General features: G+C 67.3%; 22 protein-coding genes. 14 read left to right on the top strand and 8 right to left on the bottom strand.

The annotated features are described in order from the left end of the window. Positions 1-2: 2 nt before the first annotated feature. Genes ACOGXE_RS05660 through ACOGXE_RS05640 form a run of 5 tightly spaced genes read left to right on the top strand, consistent with a single transcriptional unit; the run spans position 3 to position 1435 of the window. Positions 3-254 (top strand): hypothetical protein, encoded by a 252-nt coding sequence (locus ACOGXE_RS05660; RefSeq protein WP_419908370.1) that lies wholly within the window; start codon positions 3-5, stop codon positions 252-254. A gap of 11 nt (positions 255-265) precedes the next feature. Continuing rightward, positions 266-493 (top strand): hypothetical protein, encoded by a 228-nt coding sequence (locus ACOGXE_RS05655; protein ID WP_419932975.1) that lies wholly within the window; start codon positions 266-268, stop codon positions 491-493. 12 nt (positions 494-505) lie between these two features. Then, complete coding sequence (locus tag ACOGXE_RS05650) at positions 506-784, top strand: hypothetical protein (protein WP_419932974.1); 279 nt, start codon at positions 506-508, stop codon at positions 782-784. A gap of 1 nt (position 785) precedes the next feature. After that, positions 786-1076 (top strand): hypothetical protein, encoded by a 291-nt coding sequence (locus ACOGXE_RS05645; RefSeq protein ID WP_419862833.1) that lies wholly within the window; start codon positions 786-788, stop codon positions 1074-1076. Then, complete coding sequence (locus ACOGXE_RS05640; RefSeq protein ID WP_419932973.1) at positions 1073-1435, top strand: hypothetical protein; 363 nt, start codon at positions 1073-1075, stop codon at positions 1433-1435. The genes ACOGXE_RS05645 and ACOGXE_RS05640 overlap by 4 nt, the downstream gene beginning before the upstream one ends. A gap of 91 nt (positions 1436-1526) precedes the next feature. Here the strand turns inward: ACOGXE_RS05640 and ACOGXE_RS05635 are convergent, their stop codons facing one another. The 5 genes from ACOGXE_RS05635 to ACOGXE_RS05615 are packed head-to-tail and all read right to left on the bottom strand — an operon-like array spanning position 1527 to position 4663. Further along, positions 1527-1976: a hypothetical protein gene (locus ACOGXE_RS05635; protein ID WP_419932972.1), complete on the bottom strand. Its 450-nt coding sequence runs from the start codon at positions 1974-1976 to the stop codon at positions 1527-1529. A 10-nt stretch (positions 1977-1986) separates the two neighbouring features. Next, positions 1987-2271, bottom strand: coding sequence for a hypothetical protein (locus ACOGXE_RS05630; protein ID WP_419932971.1), 285 nt, complete (start codon positions 2269-2271; stop codon positions 1987-1989). Positions 2272-2305: 34 nt separating this feature from the next. Further along, positions 2306-3472 (bottom strand): vWA domain-containing protein, encoded by a 1167-nt coding sequence (locus ACOGXE_RS05625; protein WP_419932970.1) that lies wholly within the window; start codon positions 3470-3472, stop codon positions 2306-2308. Beyond that, positions 3465-4358, bottom strand: a complete 894-nt coding sequence (locus ACOGXE_RS05620) for an AAA family ATPase (protein WP_419932969.1) — start codon at positions 4356-4358, stop codon at positions 3465-3467. The genes ACOGXE_RS05625 and ACOGXE_RS05620 overlap by 8 nt, the downstream gene beginning before the upstream one ends. 26 nt (positions 4359-4384) lie before the next feature. Continuing rightward, positions 4385-4663, bottom strand: coding sequence for a hypothetical protein (locus ACOGXE_RS05615; protein ID WP_419932967.1), 279 nt, complete (start codon positions 4661-4663; stop codon positions 4385-4387). A gap of 142 nt (positions 4664-4805) precedes the next feature. On the opposite strand from ACOGXE_RS05615, the gene ACOGXE_RS05610 reads away from it, so the two are divergent. From ACOGXE_RS05610 to ACOGXE_RS05590, 5 genes are all read left to right on the top strand, one after another. After that, entirely contained in the window at positions 4806-7016 is a 2211-nt protein-coding gene (locus ACOGXE_RS05610) for a molybdopterin-dependent oxidoreductase (protein WP_419932966.1), read from the top strand. After that, entirely contained in the window at positions 7013-8368 is a 1356-nt protein-coding gene (locus tag ACOGXE_RS05605) for an MFS transporter (protein ID WP_419932965.1), read from the top strand. Before ACOGXE_RS05610 ends, ACOGXE_RS05605 begins: the two co-directional genes overlap by 4 nt. A 60-nt stretch (positions 8369-8428) precedes the next feature. Next, on the top strand, positions 8429-9523 hold the full coding sequence (locus ACOGXE_RS05600) for a Zn-dependent alcohol dehydrogenase (RefSeq protein WP_419932964.1): 1095 nt from the start codon (positions 8429-8431) through the stop codon (positions 9521-9523). A gap of 139 nt (positions 9524-9662) precedes the next feature. Then, positions 9663-10487 carry an SDR family NAD(P)-dependent oxidoreductase gene (locus ACOGXE_RS05595; RefSeq protein ID WP_419932963.1) on the top strand — a complete coding sequence of 275 codons (825 nt, stop codon included), beginning with the start codon at positions 9663-9665 and terminating at the stop codon, positions 10485-10487. Between the two features lie 159 nt (positions 10488-10646). Beyond that, entirely contained in the window at positions 10647-12191 is a 1545-nt protein-coding gene (locus ACOGXE_RS05590; RefSeq protein ID WP_419932962.1) for an MFS transporter, read from the top strand. A gap of 27 nt (positions 12192-12218) precedes the next feature. On the opposite strand, the gene ACOGXE_RS05585 is transcribed toward ACOGXE_RS05590, so the two are convergent. Then, complete coding sequence (locus tag ACOGXE_RS05585; RefSeq protein ID WP_419932961.1) at positions 12219-13238, bottom strand: alpha/beta fold hydrolase; 1020 nt, start codon at positions 13236-13238, stop codon at positions 12219-12221. A gap of 96 nt (positions 13239-13334) precedes the next feature. Here ACOGXE_RS05585 and ACOGXE_RS05580 point away from each other — a divergent pair, with 96 nt between their 5' ends. Genes ACOGXE_RS05580 through ACOGXE_RS05570 form a run of 3 tightly spaced genes read left to right on the top strand, consistent with a single transcriptional unit; the run spans position 13335 to position 14856 of the window. Beyond that, on the top strand, positions 13335-13616 hold the full coding sequence (locus ACOGXE_RS05580; protein ID WP_419932960.1) for a FitA-like ribbon-helix-helix domain-containing protein: 282 nt from the start codon (positions 13335-13337) through the stop codon (positions 13614-13616). Next, positions 13613-14026: a type II toxin-antitoxin system VapC family toxin gene (locus ACOGXE_RS05575; protein WP_419932959.1), complete on the top strand. Its 414-nt coding sequence runs from the start codon at positions 13613-13615 to the stop codon at positions 14024-14026. Before ACOGXE_RS05580 ends, ACOGXE_RS05575 begins: the two co-directional genes overlap by 4 nt. 47 nt (positions 14027-14073) lie before the next feature. After that, complete coding sequence (locus ACOGXE_RS05570) at positions 14074-14856, top strand: enoyl-CoA hydratase/isomerase family protein (protein WP_419932957.1); 783 nt, start codon at positions 14074-14076, stop codon at positions 14854-14856. 26 nt (positions 14857-14882) lie between these two features. On the opposite strand, the gene ACOGXE_RS05565 is transcribed toward ACOGXE_RS05570, so the two are convergent. Then, positions 14883-15713, bottom strand: a complete 831-nt coding sequence (locus ACOGXE_RS05565; protein ID WP_419932956.1) for a carboxymuconolactone decarboxylase family protein — start codon at positions 15711-15713, stop codon at positions 14883-14885. Between the two features lie 21 nt (positions 15714-15734). Next, positions 15735-16499, bottom strand: a complete 765-nt coding sequence (locus tag ACOGXE_RS05560) for a dodecin family protein (RefSeq protein WP_419862817.1) — start codon at positions 16497-16499, stop codon at positions 15735-15737. A 168-nt stretch (positions 16500-16667) separates the two neighbouring features. On the opposite strand from ACOGXE_RS05560, the gene ACOGXE_RS05555 reads away from it, so the two are divergent. After that, positions 16668-16877, top strand: coding sequence for a dodecin family protein (locus tag ACOGXE_RS05555; RefSeq protein WP_323672325.1), 210 nt, complete (start codon positions 16668-16670; stop codon positions 16875-16877). Positions 16878-16926 lie beyond the last annotated feature (49 nt).

Below are 16926 nucleotides of genomic sequence, written 5' to 3'. Positions count from 1 at the left end.
TTGTGCTCTGGTGGATAGGAAACCTGATACTGCTCGTGGTGGTCGTGCCCGTCGCACTCGCACTGCTGAACCGGGTGCTTGCCGCCATTGAGCGGATCCGCAAGGCCAGCGACGACATCCTGGCCGGCGGCGTGGGGATCATCGGCGAGCTCGACACCACGCAGGACTTGCTCGCAACCACTGACGAGACGATCACCGAGGTAGCGGACGGCGCGGTCCGCTACGCCGGTTCGGTCGGGAAGCTCCTGGGCTGAAAGGAAATGTGATGCCTGTTGTCGCCTGGGTCACCGTCATCATCAGCGCCCTGATCATCTTGGCCGCAGCCGTCGGGCTGCTGCGCGTGGTGCTCCACCTGAGAGCGGTCCACAGCACGCTCGCCCAAGTCGCCGGGGGTGTCGCGGTCATCGCCGAGCAGACCTCAACGGTGCCCACCGTGCTGCCGTCGGTCAATTCGACGCTGATGCCCGTTCACGACTTCTGCGAATCGATCTGAGGGAGGGCTGCCATGCTGCATCTGCTCGCCCAGAGTTCGGACGCCGGGTCCACCACCGGATGGGTCATCGGCATCGTCATCGGCATCGTCGTGGTGATCGCCGTGGTCGCCCTCGTGGTGCCGATTCTGATTCTGGCCCGCTCGATCGGCAATCGAGCCACCGAGATCAACGACGGACTGGAAGATGCCGTCACCAACACGGCGGCGCTGTCGGTACTGAACACGACCATCGCTGCGGCATCGGTGATCGTCGCCGGCCTCAAGCGCGGCCGCAACCGGTTAGGAGGCTGAGATGGGTCTGCTGGCTCTGACCGACACGCAGGAGAACCTGTGGTGGGGCGTCATCATCGGCGGCTTCGTCGTGATCGTGGCAGTGGTTGTCCTGCTCACCATGCTGGTGCTGCTCGTGCGCACGATCGAGCGCCGGGTGGAGGTCATCAAGGACACGCTCGAGCGAGCCGCCGCCAACACCGGTGACACGGCTCTCATTGCGGAGACCGCCGACCAAGTCGATGCGGTCCTGACCGAAGGCCTGGAACACCACCTGTTCCTTGGCCGTGTACTCGACAAGGTGCGCTCATGACGACGCTCGTGGTTCTCTCCGTCATCCTGATCGGCCTGTTCATCGCGGGACTGGCCTTCTACCTGTTCGTAGTGGGCAGCCAGCTCACCCGGATCGCCGGTCTGCTCGAGGAGTGCTCGCAGATCGTGTGGAAGATCAAGTCCGACGCCGAGGCTGTTGAGCCGGGCGTCGAGCGCATCAACAACACAGCGGGCGTCATCGCTGGTGCACTGCCGCTGCTGTACGGCATGGCCGAAGGGATCGTGGCCGGCGCCACGTACGAGCCTGATCCCGAGCCGCGTGAGCCTTCGTCGGCCCGGCCTGCGATGGGCACGCGGCGCAGCCGATTCCACGAGGCTGTCGGCTACCACCCCGAATAGAACCGCGCGACCGCTGCGGAGGCGGCAGGGAATTCTGCGACCAGCGATCCGGCTGGTCGCAACGTCGCAGAATTCCCTGCCGCCTCCGCAGCTATGTCGTCTCTGTCGAACCACCCGGATCACGGGTGGTGGTGAGGGGGCCGGCGGTGGGAGCTTGGTAGCTGCCGATCCACTGGTCTTCCCATTTCTGGTCGTACTGGTCGGGTGCGCAGCCGGGTCGGTAGACGGCGATGAGCTCGCGGGCAATCTGTTCGCGGTGCGAGGGCAGGCCGCCCGGCACCTCGTAGGTGCAGATGTGGAGGTTCCACTTGTTGCCGGCGCGCCGCTCCCAGCACTTCGCTCTCGGGTGGCCGAACGGCAGGCCGGCCTCAGTCAGGTTGTCGGCGTGGTCGACGTCAATGACGGCGTAGTCGTGCGGCCGGTTCTCGGGATCGTCGCGATACAGGATCGCAAACACGGCTGCACTTGCCGGTGGCGTCCATCCGCCGAGCACCCTTGGTCCCTCGAAGGGGTATCCGGCAAGCGAGCCGAGCCTGATCATCTGGGTCCGGTCACTCGTCGAACTCCAGCTCGTCCTCGCCGATCACTTCCGCACGGGTCATCGGCCAGGCGGGGAGATCTGCTGTCTCGACGGCTGCGGCGAACGCTGCCATGGCGGCCTCGACGGCCTGATCGGAGCTCTCAGCGTCTACAACGATTTGGGCGCCGTAGGCCATCGCTCCGACGCCGGATGCGATGCCTTCGAGCGGCGCGACTGCGTCGGCCAGCGCGACCACCTCATCCAGTTCGACGGGGCGGTCGCCCTCGGCTTGGATGGAAACGCTCCAGCGGCTCACTGTTGCCATCCCAGCAAGAGGCGGCTCATCGGGGTCAGCCAACCTGAGCCAGCTCGGCAGCGAACGACTCCAGGCTCGCCAAGTCGTGGCCCGATTCGAGGCTGTCGATGAACGGACCGGCGGCCAGCATGCCCAGCGTGCTCGGCGGCGCATCGACGTTGCCGCCGATGAGCGGGTTCATCCAGATGATGCGGTGGCAGAGCCGGCTGAGGCGTTCCATCGCGTCAGCCAGAACTGCGGGGCTGCCGCGGTCGAGTCCGTCGGAGCAGATGACCACTGTGGCGCCCCGGCTGAGCCCCTTGCGGCCCCATTTGCGGATGAAGGTGTTCAACGACTCGCCGATCTGGGTGCCGCCGTCCCAGTCCAGCACGCGGGCCGCAGCGAGCTTCATGGCGTCGTCGGGGTTGCGGCGGTCAAGCGCCGGTGTGATGCGCGTCAGCCGGGTGCCGAAGCAGAACACCTCCACCTTCTGTGCCGCCCGTCGCATGGAGTGCGCGAACTGCAGCAGGTTCCTTGAGTAGTCGGCCATCGACCCAGAAACGTCGAGGATCAGCACCAGCGGGCGAGCCCGCTCGGCTCGCGTCAGACGATGAAGGACAGGGGCCGCATGGCTGAGCCGCATTGCGTCGCGTGCCATTCGACGAATGTCCAGGCGTGCCCCCGACGGATCGTTCCGCCGCCGGCGGGTGCGGCGTCGGGGCGGTTCGAGCCGGACCTGTGCCATGATCCGCCGCAGCGCGGCCAGCTCGTCGGGCGTGCAGTCGCCAAAGCGCTTGTCACGCTGTATCTCAACCCCGGAGGCCTGCCGCCCGAGCACCATCGGCCGGTCGTCGCCCGATTCGGCACCGGACTCGCTGTCGGGCACGTTCAGGGTGCCGCTGAGGCCCTGCGCGATCGGCTCGGCTGCGGGGGGTTCGGGGCCGGCCGGGGCCCGGTGTCCCAGGAAGTACCGGCGGAACACCTCGTCATAGAGCGGCAGGTGATCCCGGCGATGAATCAGTGTCGTCCGGCCGCTCCAGTAGACGTCTTCGAGATCGCTCGGCGTGAGCTCTGAGACCGCATAGCAGAACGTGACCGTGTCGTCGGAGCCCACCGGAAGGCCCGCGGCCCGCAGCGCATGGCCGAAGCCGACGAGCCTCGCCACGAATTCCGCCGGATCTGGGCCGGCGTCGTTTCCGAGCGCAGGCGTTCGCTCAGACATCGGCGACAACACGATCGAGCTCGGCTTCGACGAGTTCGAGGTCGTCACGGTCCTTGATGACGGCACCGACGGTGTCCGCAGCGGCTGCGGCATCGAGATCGTCGGTGCCCAGCACGCCCAGCGCATCGACCCAGTCCAGCGTCTCGGCGACGCCCGGTGGTTTGACGAGGTCCATGTCGCGCAGGCGCTGGACTGCGACGACGACCTTGTGAGCGAGCGTCTCGACGGCATCTGGCGCACGCAGGCGCACGATCTCGATCTCCTCGTCGAGGCTGGGATAGCCGATCCAGTGGTAGAGGCACCGCCGCTTGAGGGCGTCGTGCAGTTCCCGTGTGCGATTCGAGGTCAGCACCACCATCGGTCGGCTGGACGCGGTGATGGTGCCGATCTCGGGGATCGTGATCTGGAAATCCGACAGCAGCTCCAGCAGGAACGCCTCGAATTCGTCGTCGGCACGGTCGATCTCGTCGATGAGCAGTACTGCGCTGCTGCCGGCCTTGATCGCCGACAGCAGCGGCCGCTCGATGAGGAACTCAGGCCCGTACAGCCCGCTGACAGCCTCGACGTCGGTCAGCTCGCTCTCCGACAGCGCCCGGACGTGCAGCATCTGCCGTGCGTAGTCCCACTCGTAGAGCGCCTGGTAGGTGTCGATGCCCTCATAGCACTGCAGGCGGATCAGCTCCCGCCCGCCGATCTCTGCAAGGCACTTGGCCATCTCGGTCTTGCCGACGCCGACCTCGCCTTCGAGCAGGATCGGCCGGCCCAACCGCATCCCGATGAGCGTTGCAGTGGCCAAACCCCGGCTGGCCAGGTAGCCGGCTGAGCGGAGCTGCGCCTGGAGCTCGGCAACGCTCGCCGGCGTCTCGTTGCGGGGCGGGTCGCTCACCGTTCGAGCCCGGGACGCCGCCGGCCTCAGTCGCCTGATGTGGGACCGAGGACCAGGTCGCGCAGCGAGGTGCCGTCAGCAGACGCCTTGCCTTCGCGCTCGAGCAGGTTCCGCCACGACGTGGCGACGTCCTCGTCGCCTTCGGCAAAGCCATCGAAGGTGAAATGGCGCGCGTTGCGGCAGATCTTGACGTTGCTCTGCTCAGCGTCGAAGCCGACGCCGTCGTCTCCCTGCCAGACATCTGTCAGCACGGGCTGATCGGCGCCCGGCTCTGACTGCGCCGCCGTCGAATCAGCCGATGTCACGACCCCGATAGTAGCCCCAGGCGCAAAATCCCGATCATCGGCCGCTCGACATCGGTTGGGCCGTCGTGCAGCCAAGACCGGCTGGCACCGATGCGGCGTCGTAATCTCTGACACTCCGCCGCACGTTGCAAGAAGGACTCGCATGACCGATCGCCATATCCATATTCGAAGCTGCTCATTGTGCGAAGCGATGTGCGGGCTGGAGGTGCATCACGCCGACGGCGAAGTGAAGCTGATCAGGCCGAACCGCAATGACGTCTGGTCCAAGGGCTACATCTGCCCCAAGGGCACCGTTCTCGGGCACATGTACGCCGATCCCGATCGCGTGCGCAGGCCACTGATCCGCGATGCGTCCGGCGAGTTCGTCGAGGCCAGCTGGGAAGCCGCCTTCGAGCGCTGCGCCGAGCTGCTCGGCGGCGTCCGGGACTCCTACGGCGTCGAGGCCATCACCGCCTACCTCGGCAATGCCACCGGCTTCAACTACTCGATCAGCCGCTACGCAGGCATGTTCCTGCAGTTGGCTGGCATACCCACCGTCTATTCGTCGGGCACGGTCGACACCTGGTCCAAGAACGTGTGCTGCCAGCTGATGTACGGGCACTCATGGCGCATCCCGGTGCCCGACATCGATCGCACCGACTTCATGGTGGTGCAGGGCGCCAACCCGGGCGCCAGCCAAGGCAGCTTCATGGGCTGCCCCGACGTTCCGGGCTCGCTGGACGGCGTTCGCGAGCGGGGCAAGGTGGTGGTGATCGACCCGCGCCGCAGCGAGACCTGCGCCCATGCCGACCAGTGGCTGCCGGTACGGCCCGGCACCGATGCGCTGCTGCAGCTCGCGGTGGTGAACGTGCTGTTCGACGAGGGGCTCGTGCGGCTCGGGCACCTGGCAGATCGGCTTAAGGGTGTGGACGAGGTCCGGGCTATTGCCGCTGAGTTCCCGCCGGAGCGGGTGGCCGAAGCGTGCGGTGCGGACGCCGAGACGATCCGCACCCTGGCTCGTGAGTTCGCCGCTGCCGAACGGGCCGCGTGGTACGCCCGCATCGGCACCTGCAACCAGGAGTTCGGCACGCTGGCATCGTGGCTGCCTGACGTGATCTGCGCGCTCACCGGCAACCTGGACTCAGTCGGCGGGATGATGTGGGCGAAGCCAGTGGCGTGGTCGATGCTGCAGCAGGACTGGGGCTTCGAGGGCGGGTTCGACCGCTGGCGGAGCCGGGTCCGCGACATTCCCGAGGTGCTGGGCCAGTTCCCGATGGGCTGCCTCGCCGAGGAGATCGACACACCCGGCGAGGGCCAGCTCAAAGCACTGATCGTGGTGGGCGGCAATCCCGTGCTGTCGGCCCCCAACTCCGAACGCCTCGACAACGCCTTGCCGCAGCTGGAGGCGATGATCTCGGTGGACAACGCGCTGAATGAGACCTCCCGCCACGCCCATGTCGTCTTGCCGGGACTGGCAGCGCTGGAGCAGCACTTCTACTCCGAGATGCTGTGGGGCTGGGCCAAGCGCTCGGCGGCGAAGTACGCGCCGCCCCTGTTCGAGCCCGAGCAGGGGCGGCCCGACGAGTGGGAGATCCTCACCCGGCTCGGCGCGATGTGCGCCGGCCTGGGAGAGGTGAACGTCGCAGAGTTCGACGACCTGTATTTCTCTGCCCTTGCGGAGTTGGCTGGCGTGGATCCGGCGGTGGCGCTGGATGCGTCACCCGAGCCCGGGCCCGAGCGGCTCAACGACCTGGCCATCCGCACCGGCCCGTGGGGCGACCGCTACGGCGAAGACCCCGACGGCCTGAACCTCGACAAGCTGAAGGAGCTGCCGGACGGACTGGACATGGGTCCCATGGTCCCGCAGGTCGACGACATCGTGGTGAGCCCCGACGGCAAGATCGATCTGGCCCCTGAGCGCATCACCGCCGACGTCGAGCGCCTCACCGAGCGCCTCGCCCGTGCCGATTCCTCGCTCGTGCTCATCAGCCGCCGTCACGTGCGCTCCAACAACTCCTGGATGCACAACGTGGAGGTGCTGGTGCGGGGCAAGGACCGCTGCACGCTGCTCATTCACCCTGACGACGCAGCCGATGCAGGCCTGGCCGACGGCGAGCTCGCCAAGGTCTCGTCGTCCAGCGGCGCCGTCGAGGTGGCGGTGGAGGTCAGCGACCAGATGTACCGCGGAGTTGTGTCGTTGCCGCATGGCTGGGGACACAACAAGCCCGGAACCCGCCAATCGGTGGCAAGCCGGTACGCCGGGGTCAACTACAACGTGCTCGTCCCGCCCGACTTCGTGGATGTCCCGTCGGGCAACGCCGCGGTCAATGGCGTACCGGTCACTGTGGCACCGGCGTCTGGCGTGCCCGCTTGACCGACCGTCGAGGGGCATTCGCGGCGCGCGGATTCGCCCCGCTGTGGTTCAGCGGGCTGTGCTGGCACTGGGGCCGCTGGGCCATCGCTTTCTTGGCGAGCTACCACGTCAACCAGATGACCGGGTCGCCCCGCATGGTGCAGCTCACCGGCGCCGTCATGTGGGCACCGCTGCTGCTGGGCGGCGCCATCGGGGGCGTCATCTCGGACCGGTTCGACCGCCGCCGCACCGTGCGGCTCCAGACGGCGCTGCTCGTGCCGTTCGTCGCCGTCGTCGGGTTTGCCGAGCGGTCCGATCAGCTCGGCATCTGGCTGCTGTTCCCGTTCCTGCTGTTTGCCGGTGTCGGCTGGGTCGTAGACATGACCAGCCGGCGAGCCTTGGTGCTGGACATCGTGGGTCCGGACCGGCTGCACAAGGCGATGGCGTGGGAGACGATGGCGCTCGCATCCGGCGTCGCCGCTGGGCAGTTGCTCGGGGGAGCCGTAGCCGACCGCGCCGGCGTCGGCATGGCCTTCCTGGGTGTTGCGAGCATGCTCGGCGTCGGCCTGTTCCTGCTCATGTGGGTGCCACGCGTGCCCCCGGCCCGGCCCGCCGCCGCGGCGACCGACCGGTGGTCCGATGCACTCCGGGACCGGATCTTCGAGGTCGTGCCCCTCGGCCGAGCCAGCGAGGCGCATCAGCACGGCCGAGCCAGCGAGGCGCATCAGCACGGCCGAGCCAGCACCTCGACGCTCGCGGAGCTGCGGGCGGGCCTGCGGCTGGCCCGCACCAATCGCAGCCTGCTCAGCATCCTGGGCGTCACCGTGATGGCGAACTTCTTCATGTTCGCCTATTTCCCGGCCGTCCAGCTCATCGGCGATCAGGTCAACGCCACGGCGTCGCAGATCGGGATCATCGGCTCGATGACCGGCTTCGGCATGATCACCGGATCGCTGGTCACGGCGAGGTGGGGCGACGGTCGTTGGGGGATCGCCTACTCATTCGGCGTCTTCGTGGCCATGGCGATGCTCATCGTGTGGGCGCTGTCCCCGAACGTTCTCATCGCCGTGATCACGCTGTACGTCGCCAGCTGCGGCAGCGGGCTCTTTGCTGCGACGCAGTCGACCCTGGTGCTCACCGCCGTGTCGGAGGAGATGCGGGGCCGGGCGATGGGCTTGCTGAGCATGGCGATCGGCGCGCTGCCCGTGGGCACCTACGTGCTCGGCGAGGTGGCACAGCAGCTCGGCGCTCGCACCGCAGTCATCTTGATGGCTTCATTGGGCCTCGCCGGGTTGACGCTGTGGCTGCTGATCCGGCCAGAGGTGCTCCAGCGCTCGGGTCACGGCGTTGCCTCAGGGCCAGTTCGCGGGTGAGTACGCTGCGGCGTGGCCGGGTCGCGCCGCCGAAGTGCGTGACGGGAGGGGAAGCCGACCATGAAAGCTGCAGTGCTCAACGAGATTCCGGGCGAGCTCGACATCGAGGACATCTCGGTCGATGCGCCCGCTCCCGACGAGGTCCTGTTGCGGGTGGTGCACGCGGGCCTGTGCCACAGCGACCTGCATTTCATGGATGCCCACTGGCCGTACCAGCTCCCCGCCGTCATGGGTCATGAGAGTGCCGGTGTGGTCGAAGCAGTCGGCGACAACGTGTCCTACGTGAAGCCCGGCGACCACGTCATCAGCTGCCTGTCGGTGTTCTGCGGCCACTGCGAGCGCTGCCTGACCGGACGCCCGAACATCTGCGCCAATCCCGCTGCCGTCGCTCGGGCATCCGGCGCCTCACCACGGCTGGCCAAGCCAGACGGCACCGAGGTGGGCCAGTTCGCCCGTCTCGGCGGGTTCGCGGAGGAGATGCTGATCCACCAGAACGCTGTGGTGAAGATCCGCGACGACATGCCGCTCGACCGTGCGGCGCTCATCGGCTGCGGCGTCACTACCGGACTCGGTGCGGTGTTCAAGACGGCCCGTATCGAACCCGGTGCCACGGTGGCCGTCTACGGCGCCGGAGGGATCGGCCTGTCCGCGGTGCAGGGCGCACGCATTGCCGGGGCCGGCCGGGTCATCTCGGTGGACGTCGAGAACGACAAGCTCGAGACAGCTCGCCAGGTGGGTGCCACCGACACCGTCAACGCAAGCGAGGTCGACGACCCGGTGGAGGCCATCAAGGAGCTGACCGGCGGCGGTGTGGACTACGCCTTCGAGTGCATCGGTTTGAAGCAGACATGCGAGCAGGCGTGGTCGTCGTCGCGGCCCGGCGGCACCACAGTCATCGTGGGCATGATGCCGTTCGGCGAGAAGATCGAGATCACCGGCTATGAGGTGTTCATGCTCGAGAAGCGGCTGCAGGGCTCGATGATGGGCTCGAACGCCTTCCGGGTCGACATGCCCCGCTATGTCGACATGTATCTCGACGGCCGCCTGATGCTCGACGAGATGATCTCGGCGCACATGCCGCTGGAGGACATCAACGTCGGTTACGAGCAGATGCGCCAGCGCGTCGGCACCCGTACCGTCATCGACTTCGACTAGTCCGCAGTTCCGGCGAGGCCGGGCGGATCTGGGGCGTTCGGGCTGCCCGAGCGGAGGCACGAGCAGGCGAGCCGCCTGACTGTGCACCCATCGCACATCCAAGCCAGAATGGCCGCACGAGCGACAGAGCGGAGGGGCCATGGAGGTCGAGGGCAGAGTTGCCGTTGTGACAGGCGCGGCGAGCGGCATGGGCCGCGCCATGGCAGACACATTCGCGGCGGCGGGCATGAAGGTGGTGCTGGCCGACATCGAGGAAGCGCCGCTGAACGATGCCGCTGCAGAGGTACGCGCGACCGGCGCTGAAGCCATCGCCGTGCGCACCGACGTATCGAAGCTGGCCCAGATCGAGGCACTCGCCGAGGCGGCCGTCGAGCAGTTCGGAAGCGTGCATGTGCTGTGCAACAACGCCGGCGTCGGCATTCCCGGCCCGGTGGGGGACATGTCGCTCGAGGACTGGCGCTGGACGCTCGACATCAACCTGTGGGGACCGATCTACGGCTGCCACGTGTTCCTGCCGATCATCGAGGCGACCGGCGAGGGCCACATCAATTCGACTGCATCGGTGGCCGGGCTGTACGGGGGCGCCTCGCTGGGTGCCTACAACGTGTCCAAGCACGGCGTGGTGGCGCTGATGGCCACGTTGGAGCGAGATCTGCGGCTGCGGAACTCGCCGGTGCATGCCTCGGTGCTGTGCCCGGGCCCCATCAACACCAACATCGTGTACAGCCAGCGCAATCGCGACCCTGAAGACGCTGCGCACCACGTGCGCACCGATCAGGGCGACAAGTTCTGGGACATGCTCAAGGGCTACCTGTCCGAGGGCATGGACCCTGCCGACGTGGGGCCGATGGTGCTCGACGCCGTCCGCACCGACCGCTTCTGGGTGCTGACGCACCCGGAGATGGGCAAGATCGCCCGGTACCAGGCCGATGCGATGCTCGACGACGGGCACCTCACCCGCTGAGCTCTCGTGCATGTCGCCGCCACGTGTGGCGACGCTGAGGCAAACGGAGCAAGAGGGCGTTTACTGAGCCCGTGACACCGACCGCGTCGCAACGAGCGGACCGCTCGTCCGAAGCGCAGCCCTGTCGGTCCTGAGCACGTGAAGCCCGCGGGACGGAGCGTGCGCGCGCAAGCGCGGCTGACTGCAAGGCGGCCGTCGGTCTTCGCGGTCGCCCCGCAGATTCTCGATGCGGCCGGCCGGCCGATCGCCACATCGGTGGCACCCCCCGCCCCGCGCCCGCCGCCGCCTTCCGCTGCACCGCCGGCAGCTGATGTCGGGCCGCCGCAGGGCACTCGCTACCGGTGGATCTTGCTGGTGGTCATCGGTTTCGCCGTCCTCGGCTTCGGCTCGCTGATGACGCTGGTCAGTGCGGCGCTGGGAACCATCGCGGAGGACTTGGACACGAGCGTCCCGACGGCCGGCTGGGTGATGACCGGCCTCATGCTCGCAATGGCCGTCTCGACACCTGCGGGCGGCAAGCTCGCCGACATCTACGGCCATCGCCGGATGTTCATGATCGGCATGGTCGGCATGACGGCCATGATGATCGTCAACTACTGGGTGCCCGACATCGGCACCTTCATCGCCGTGCGGGTCGTGTTCGGACTGTGCGGCGGGATGCTGATGCCGTCAGGGATGGCGCTGCTGATGCACGCCTTCGGTCCGGCCGAGCGCGCACGGGCCGTGGGGTGGTTCCAGTTCGCCATGACCGGCGCGCCCACGATCGGCGTCGTCGCCGGGGGACCGCTGCTCAACGTCTTCGGCTGGCGCGGCATCTTCCTGCTCTTCGGCCTCATCGGGCTGCTGGGCACCGCGATGGCTGTGTTCATCGTGAAGCCGATCCCGCGAGGCGCCCGCGTTTCCATCGACGTTCTCGGCGCCCTGTTGCTGGGCGCGGGCACGCTGCTGGTCCTGTGGGCGATCACCCGGATCCCCACGCTGACTCGGTCTGGCATGTCGCTGCTCAGCGACCAGACGCTGATGCTGATGGTCGGCGGCGCGGTGGCGTGCTTCGTGCTGTTCGCGCTCTGGGAACGGCGTGCATCGTCGCCGTTGCTTGACCTGCGACTCTTCCGGCGCCCCAGCTTCACACTGCCGCTCGTGTCTGCCGCGTGCAACCAGTTCGCCTACATGGGTGCGTTCATCATCGTGCCGACGTTCCTGCTGCAGGACGGGTACGGGTACTCAGTGGGCGTGGCGGCGCTGTTGATGGTTCCCCGGCCTGGCGCCTTCGCTTTGGCGTCACCATTCGGCGGCACGCTTGTGACCAAGATCGGCGCCCGCGTCCCGATGCTGTTCGGCACCTCGGCGATGATCGGCTCGATGGTGGCGTTCGCCATCGGCGCCAACCCGGCGGGTTGGGGGCTCGCGCTGGTGATGGTGGGATTGGTGCTCTCCGGCGTCTCCGCGGGTTTCGGTTCGCCGGCGTACCAAGTGCTGGTTGCGAACTCGGTGGACGACAAAGACCTGGGCATCGCCAACGGTATGAACCAGACCGTCATGTGGATCGGCATCATCACCGGCATCCAGTCGATGCTGGCGTTCGCTGGGGACACACCGTCGATCAGCCGTCTGCAGGCGACATTCCTCTTCGGCGCAGTTGTGGCGGCTTTCGGATACATGGCGCCGCTGTTCGCAACCCGCCGCGCCACGCGCGCCGGATAGCTGCAGATTCCGCGGCGGCGGGCGCCGCTAGAGCGCGGCGAGGAAGTCGAGTAGTTCGGCGTTGAGCTCGTCGGCTGCTTCCTGCTGGACCCAGTGGCCGATGCCGTCGAGGATCACCGACTTGTGCAGGTTGGGCATGGTCTCGTCGAACTTGGCGATGGAGCCGGCACCCCACACCGTCGGCCCGTCGACCTCGCCGCCGACGAACAGGCTCGGCTGGGTGATGGCTGCGCTGTCGAAGGCGGCCATGTCCTCCCAGTCGCGGTCGACGTTGCGGTAGCGGTTCAACCCGCCCGACATGCCGGTGCGGGTGAATTCTTGGGTGTACACCTCGAAATCGGCTTCGGACATCCAGTGCGGCCAGTGACCGGGCTCGGGCCAGATGAAGTTGTCCGAGAGCTTCCCTCCGGGGGCCACGCCGAAGCCCCCGCCTGTTGAGTCGCCCGATGCCTGGCGGGCCCGCACGCCGTCGCCCGAGGCGGCGTAGTACATGCCCAGCAGCCAGTGGGGCAGGTTGACCTCCATCTCCGCCTCGGCCCGGCCGGGCTTCTGGAAGTACTCGATGTAGAACTCCTTGTCGCCGCCCATCATGCGGAAAGCGGCGCTGGGCTTGAAATCGCTGCGGGCGTTGTACGGAACGCTGACGAGGGCGAGCGCGGTGAAGATGCTGGGCCGCAGCAGCGCCGAGCTCCAGGCGATCGGCGCGCCCCAGTCGTGGCCGACGATGATCGCAGAGTCCTCGCCGAGAGCCCGCACCACGCCGACGTTGTCGGCGACGTGGCGCACCATCCGGTAGTCCTCGACGGCAGTGGGCGCACTGGAGCGGCCGTAGCCGCGCACGTCGATCGCCACTGCCCGATATCCAGCTGCAGCCACCGCAGGCAGCTGGTGGCGCCATGAATACCACGACTCAGGGAAGCCATGGACGAACAGCACCAACGGCCCCTCGCCCAGCTCGGCCACATGAATCCGCGTCCCCAGCGCATCCACGTCGTGGTGCTTCACGCCAGTCAGGTCAGGTGTCGTAGTGCCACTGCTCTCGCTCATGCCCGACAGTATTGGTCGCTGAAGGTGCAAAATGCTGACGTAGCCTCGCCGGTCACGGCCGAGATTCTGGCGTTCACGGAAGCGATGGTGACGGCCGTGAATTCGCTGGCGAAACGCTGGCAATGCTGGCAGAATGCTGTCATGGCTGTGCAGATCACCATCCGAAACGTGCCAGACGATGTGCGCGATGAACTTGCTGCGAAAGCTGCGGAGCGGCGTCAGTCGATGCAGGAGTACTTGCGGGGAGAACTGGAACGTCTCGCCGCGACGCCGTCTGTGTCGACCTTGCTGGAGGAGATACGACGACGCAAGGAAGCAGCGGGCACTCATGTCTCGGCGGCCGAGATTCTCGCCGCGCGTGACGCGGACCGGAAGTGAGCGTCGTCATCGATGCGTCGACGCTGGTAGCGGCATTCATTGACGACCGCGACGACGGCCAGTGGGCACTGGCACAACTTGCGCATCAACCGCTGGCCGCGCCCCAACTGCTGCCAGCTGAGACATCAAACATCCTGCGCCGCTTGGAGCTCTCGGGCCAGATTTCACGACTCGAGGCCACGGCATCACACCGTGAGCTTGATCGATTTGACTTCGAGCTCTACCCGTTCGCCCCATTTGCGGATCGCATCTGGGAACTTCGCTTCAGTCTGACCGCGTACGACGCGTGGTACGTCGCGCTCGCTGAATTGCTTGGCTGGCCTCTGGTCACACTTGATCGCAAGATGGCAAGTGCCAGCGGACCGCGATGCGAGTTCTGGGATCCGCCGCGGGCTGAACAGGCTGGGTGAGGCCTGAAATCGGACGGGCTAGTGCGGAACCGGCAAGGATGGGTGGCATGAGCTTGTTGTCGTTTGAGCTGCCTTCGTTGGAGACGATTGAGCTGGAGCCTGACGGTGAAACGCTGCGGGTGTGGCTGAACCGGCCTGAGTCGCGCAACGCCCACAACCAGCTGATGATCCGCGAGGTGGGTGACCTGTTCTCGGCGCTCAATGGGCAGACCCAGTTCCGGGTGGCGGTGCTGGGCGGGCGGGGGAAGTCGTTCTGTGCTGGCGCTGACCGCAAGGAAGGTCCGCCCGCTGCTGCGAATGACCGCGAGGCGCGCTACATCAACCAGCTCGGCCGGCGGGCCGCACGCGCCATCGAGGATTGCGAGGCGGTCACGATCGCCCGGGTGCACGGTCACGCCATCGGCGGCGGGAACTGCTTCGCCACGAGCTGCGACTTCAGGGTCACCACCGCGGACGCGCTCTGGTACGTGCCTGAGGTGGAGCTGGGCGTGCCGCTGCCGTGGGGCGCGACGCCCCGACTCATCGCTGAGATGGGCATGTCGCGCGCCCGCCAGTTCGTCATGACCAGCGAACGCGTCAACGGGCATACCGCCGTCGAATGGGGTCTGGCGCACGAGGTGTGCGACGGCGAAGAGGAACTGGATGCGGCCGTCGAGCGCTGGGTGGCGCGGCTGCTGGACTTGCCGTCACTGTCGGTGCAGATGGCCAAGCACCAGCTGCGCGGCTACGCCCAGCTCACCCGGCTCGGCGATCTGTCGGAGTTCGATGGCGACGCCTCAGCGCGGTCCATCACCAGCGAGGACGCCCAAGCCCGCTTCGGCACCTTCTAGCAGCGGGCGATGGTCTCGCCGCGGCGTCAGCCGCGGGTATCAATCTTCGTGAAGGCCCTCTTCATGGCTTGGTAGCCCTCGACGGCGCGGGGGATGCCGCCGTAGATGGTCATCTGCACCATGATCTCTTCGATCTCGGTGCGGGACAGGCCGTGGTTGAGGCCTGCCGGCACGTGGAAGGCCAGCTCGTCGACACGGCTCAGCACGGTCAGGATGGCGATGACCACGATGCTGCGATCGCGCCGCGAGAGCTCTTCCCGAGACCACAAGTCGCCGAACGCCCAGTGGTAGGCGATGCGCCCGACCTCGCCCAGATGCTCGACCAGGCGCTCCATGTCTTCGGACGGATCGCTGGACGCGCGGCCGGCGGTGAGCGTCCCGCGCACCTCAGCGGCCCGCCGCTCGCGCTCGTCGTCGTCAAGTTCCGCGGCGCCCGAGCGTTCGGGCAGCCGCTCTACTCCGTCGAGCGTGCGGAACCGCTCGTCCACCACCCGGGACGCGGCCATGGCCATCGGGAAGCCGGCGTACGCGGCCACCTGGATCAGGATCTCTTCGATCTCAGTGCGCGTGAGCCCGTGGTTCAGCCCGACCTCGGTGTGCAGCGACAGCTCCTCGGTGGAGCCGATGGTGGCGAGCACGGTGATGACGATCAGGCTGCGGTCCCGGCGCGACAGCTGCGGCCGCGACCACACGTCGCCCATGACCACGTCGAAGGCGAACGTGCCCAGCGCCCCGTGGCGCCTGATCATCCCTCGGCGCCCACGTTCCGGGTCGATCTGTCCGTTGGTGAAGCGTTCGAACACCTCGAGTGCGGCAGCCTGCCGCTCGGCGTGCGTGCGTGATCCAGTTTCTGCCATGTCTCCCCCCTGGCAACGCGACTACAGCTCGCCGGGCTCCTTGCCGGGCAGGTACGTGACCGGCAGCCGTGTCAGGCGGCGCACCCGCGACGGCAGGTCGGCACCCACCAGACGTGAGGCCCCGGCGGGCAGGGTCGACAGGATGATGCCGTCGAAGCTGGAACGCGACAGCACCGCCTGGATCGCCCGCAGGGGATCAGGGTCGCCGAGTTCCCCCGTCGCGGCGTACGACGCCGCGGCGATCTTCGCGAGCTGGGCGTCGAGCCGCTTCTGGGCCTGCTCCATGCCGAGCGTGTCGGGTCCCAGATAGTCGGCCGCGGGCACATGCTCTGACGGGATGCCCGTCACCGGGTCTGCCGCAAGCATCGAGAGCCGGCGTGCCCGTGCGTAGCTCTTCGAATGCGTCATCGGCACCAGCAGGTGGAACTCGCACGGACCGTGGGAGTTCAGCCGATCGATCTCGGCGACCACCTCACCAGTGCCCAAGGTCTGGTTCGCCACGATGAGCCAGCGCGTGACCTCCACATCTGGCGCACCCGGCGTCAGGCCGGGCCGCATCCGGTCCACCCGGAAGGCCACGCGCAGCTTGATGCGGTAGAGGGCGATCTCGCCGTCCACGATCATCACATCGCGCTCTTCGACGTGCGCCACCGACAGATCGCGGATGGTCTTGGTTGCCTCGGCGACTCCTCGACGCGCCGCGTCCTCCCAAGAAATCCGACTCGCCGCGACCAGCGTGATGACCTTCTCGACAGCGTTTCGGTTGCGCTGAGGTGATTCGTTCAAGATGCGGACCTGTTCGGTGTGCGGCTCGTTCCTGCGAGCGGGAAGCGGTGTGCTCCGGTGGGGCAGACTGTAGGGCACACCGCGTTCGTGCGGCACACTGCGCGCCGCCGGAGGCACCGAATCGGCGACGGTGCAGTGCGCCCCGCGAATTCCTCAAGGAGAATCCCAATGAGCAGCGTCTACAACGTGATCGAGCTGATCGGCACCAGCGAGGAATCGTGGGAGAAGGCGACGCAGAATGCGATTACTGAGGCCTCCAAGACCTTGCGGGACCTTCGGGTGGCCGAGGTGATCGAGCAGGACGTCGTGATCGAGGGCGGCGCGATCGCCGCCTTCCGTACGAAGGTGCGGCTGTCGTTCAAGCACGAGTCGCCTTGAATCGTCGCAGCTCTGCCAGAGCCAGCGGATGGCGCCGCGGCGCTTACGC

Source organism: Candidatus Poriferisodalis sp. (genome assembly GCF_965208555.1).
Lineage (GTDB): Bacteria > Actinomycetota > Acidimicrobiia > Acidimicrobiales > Poriferisodalaceae > Poriferisodalis.
This window is presented reverse-complemented; position numbering and strand designations above follow the sequence as displayed.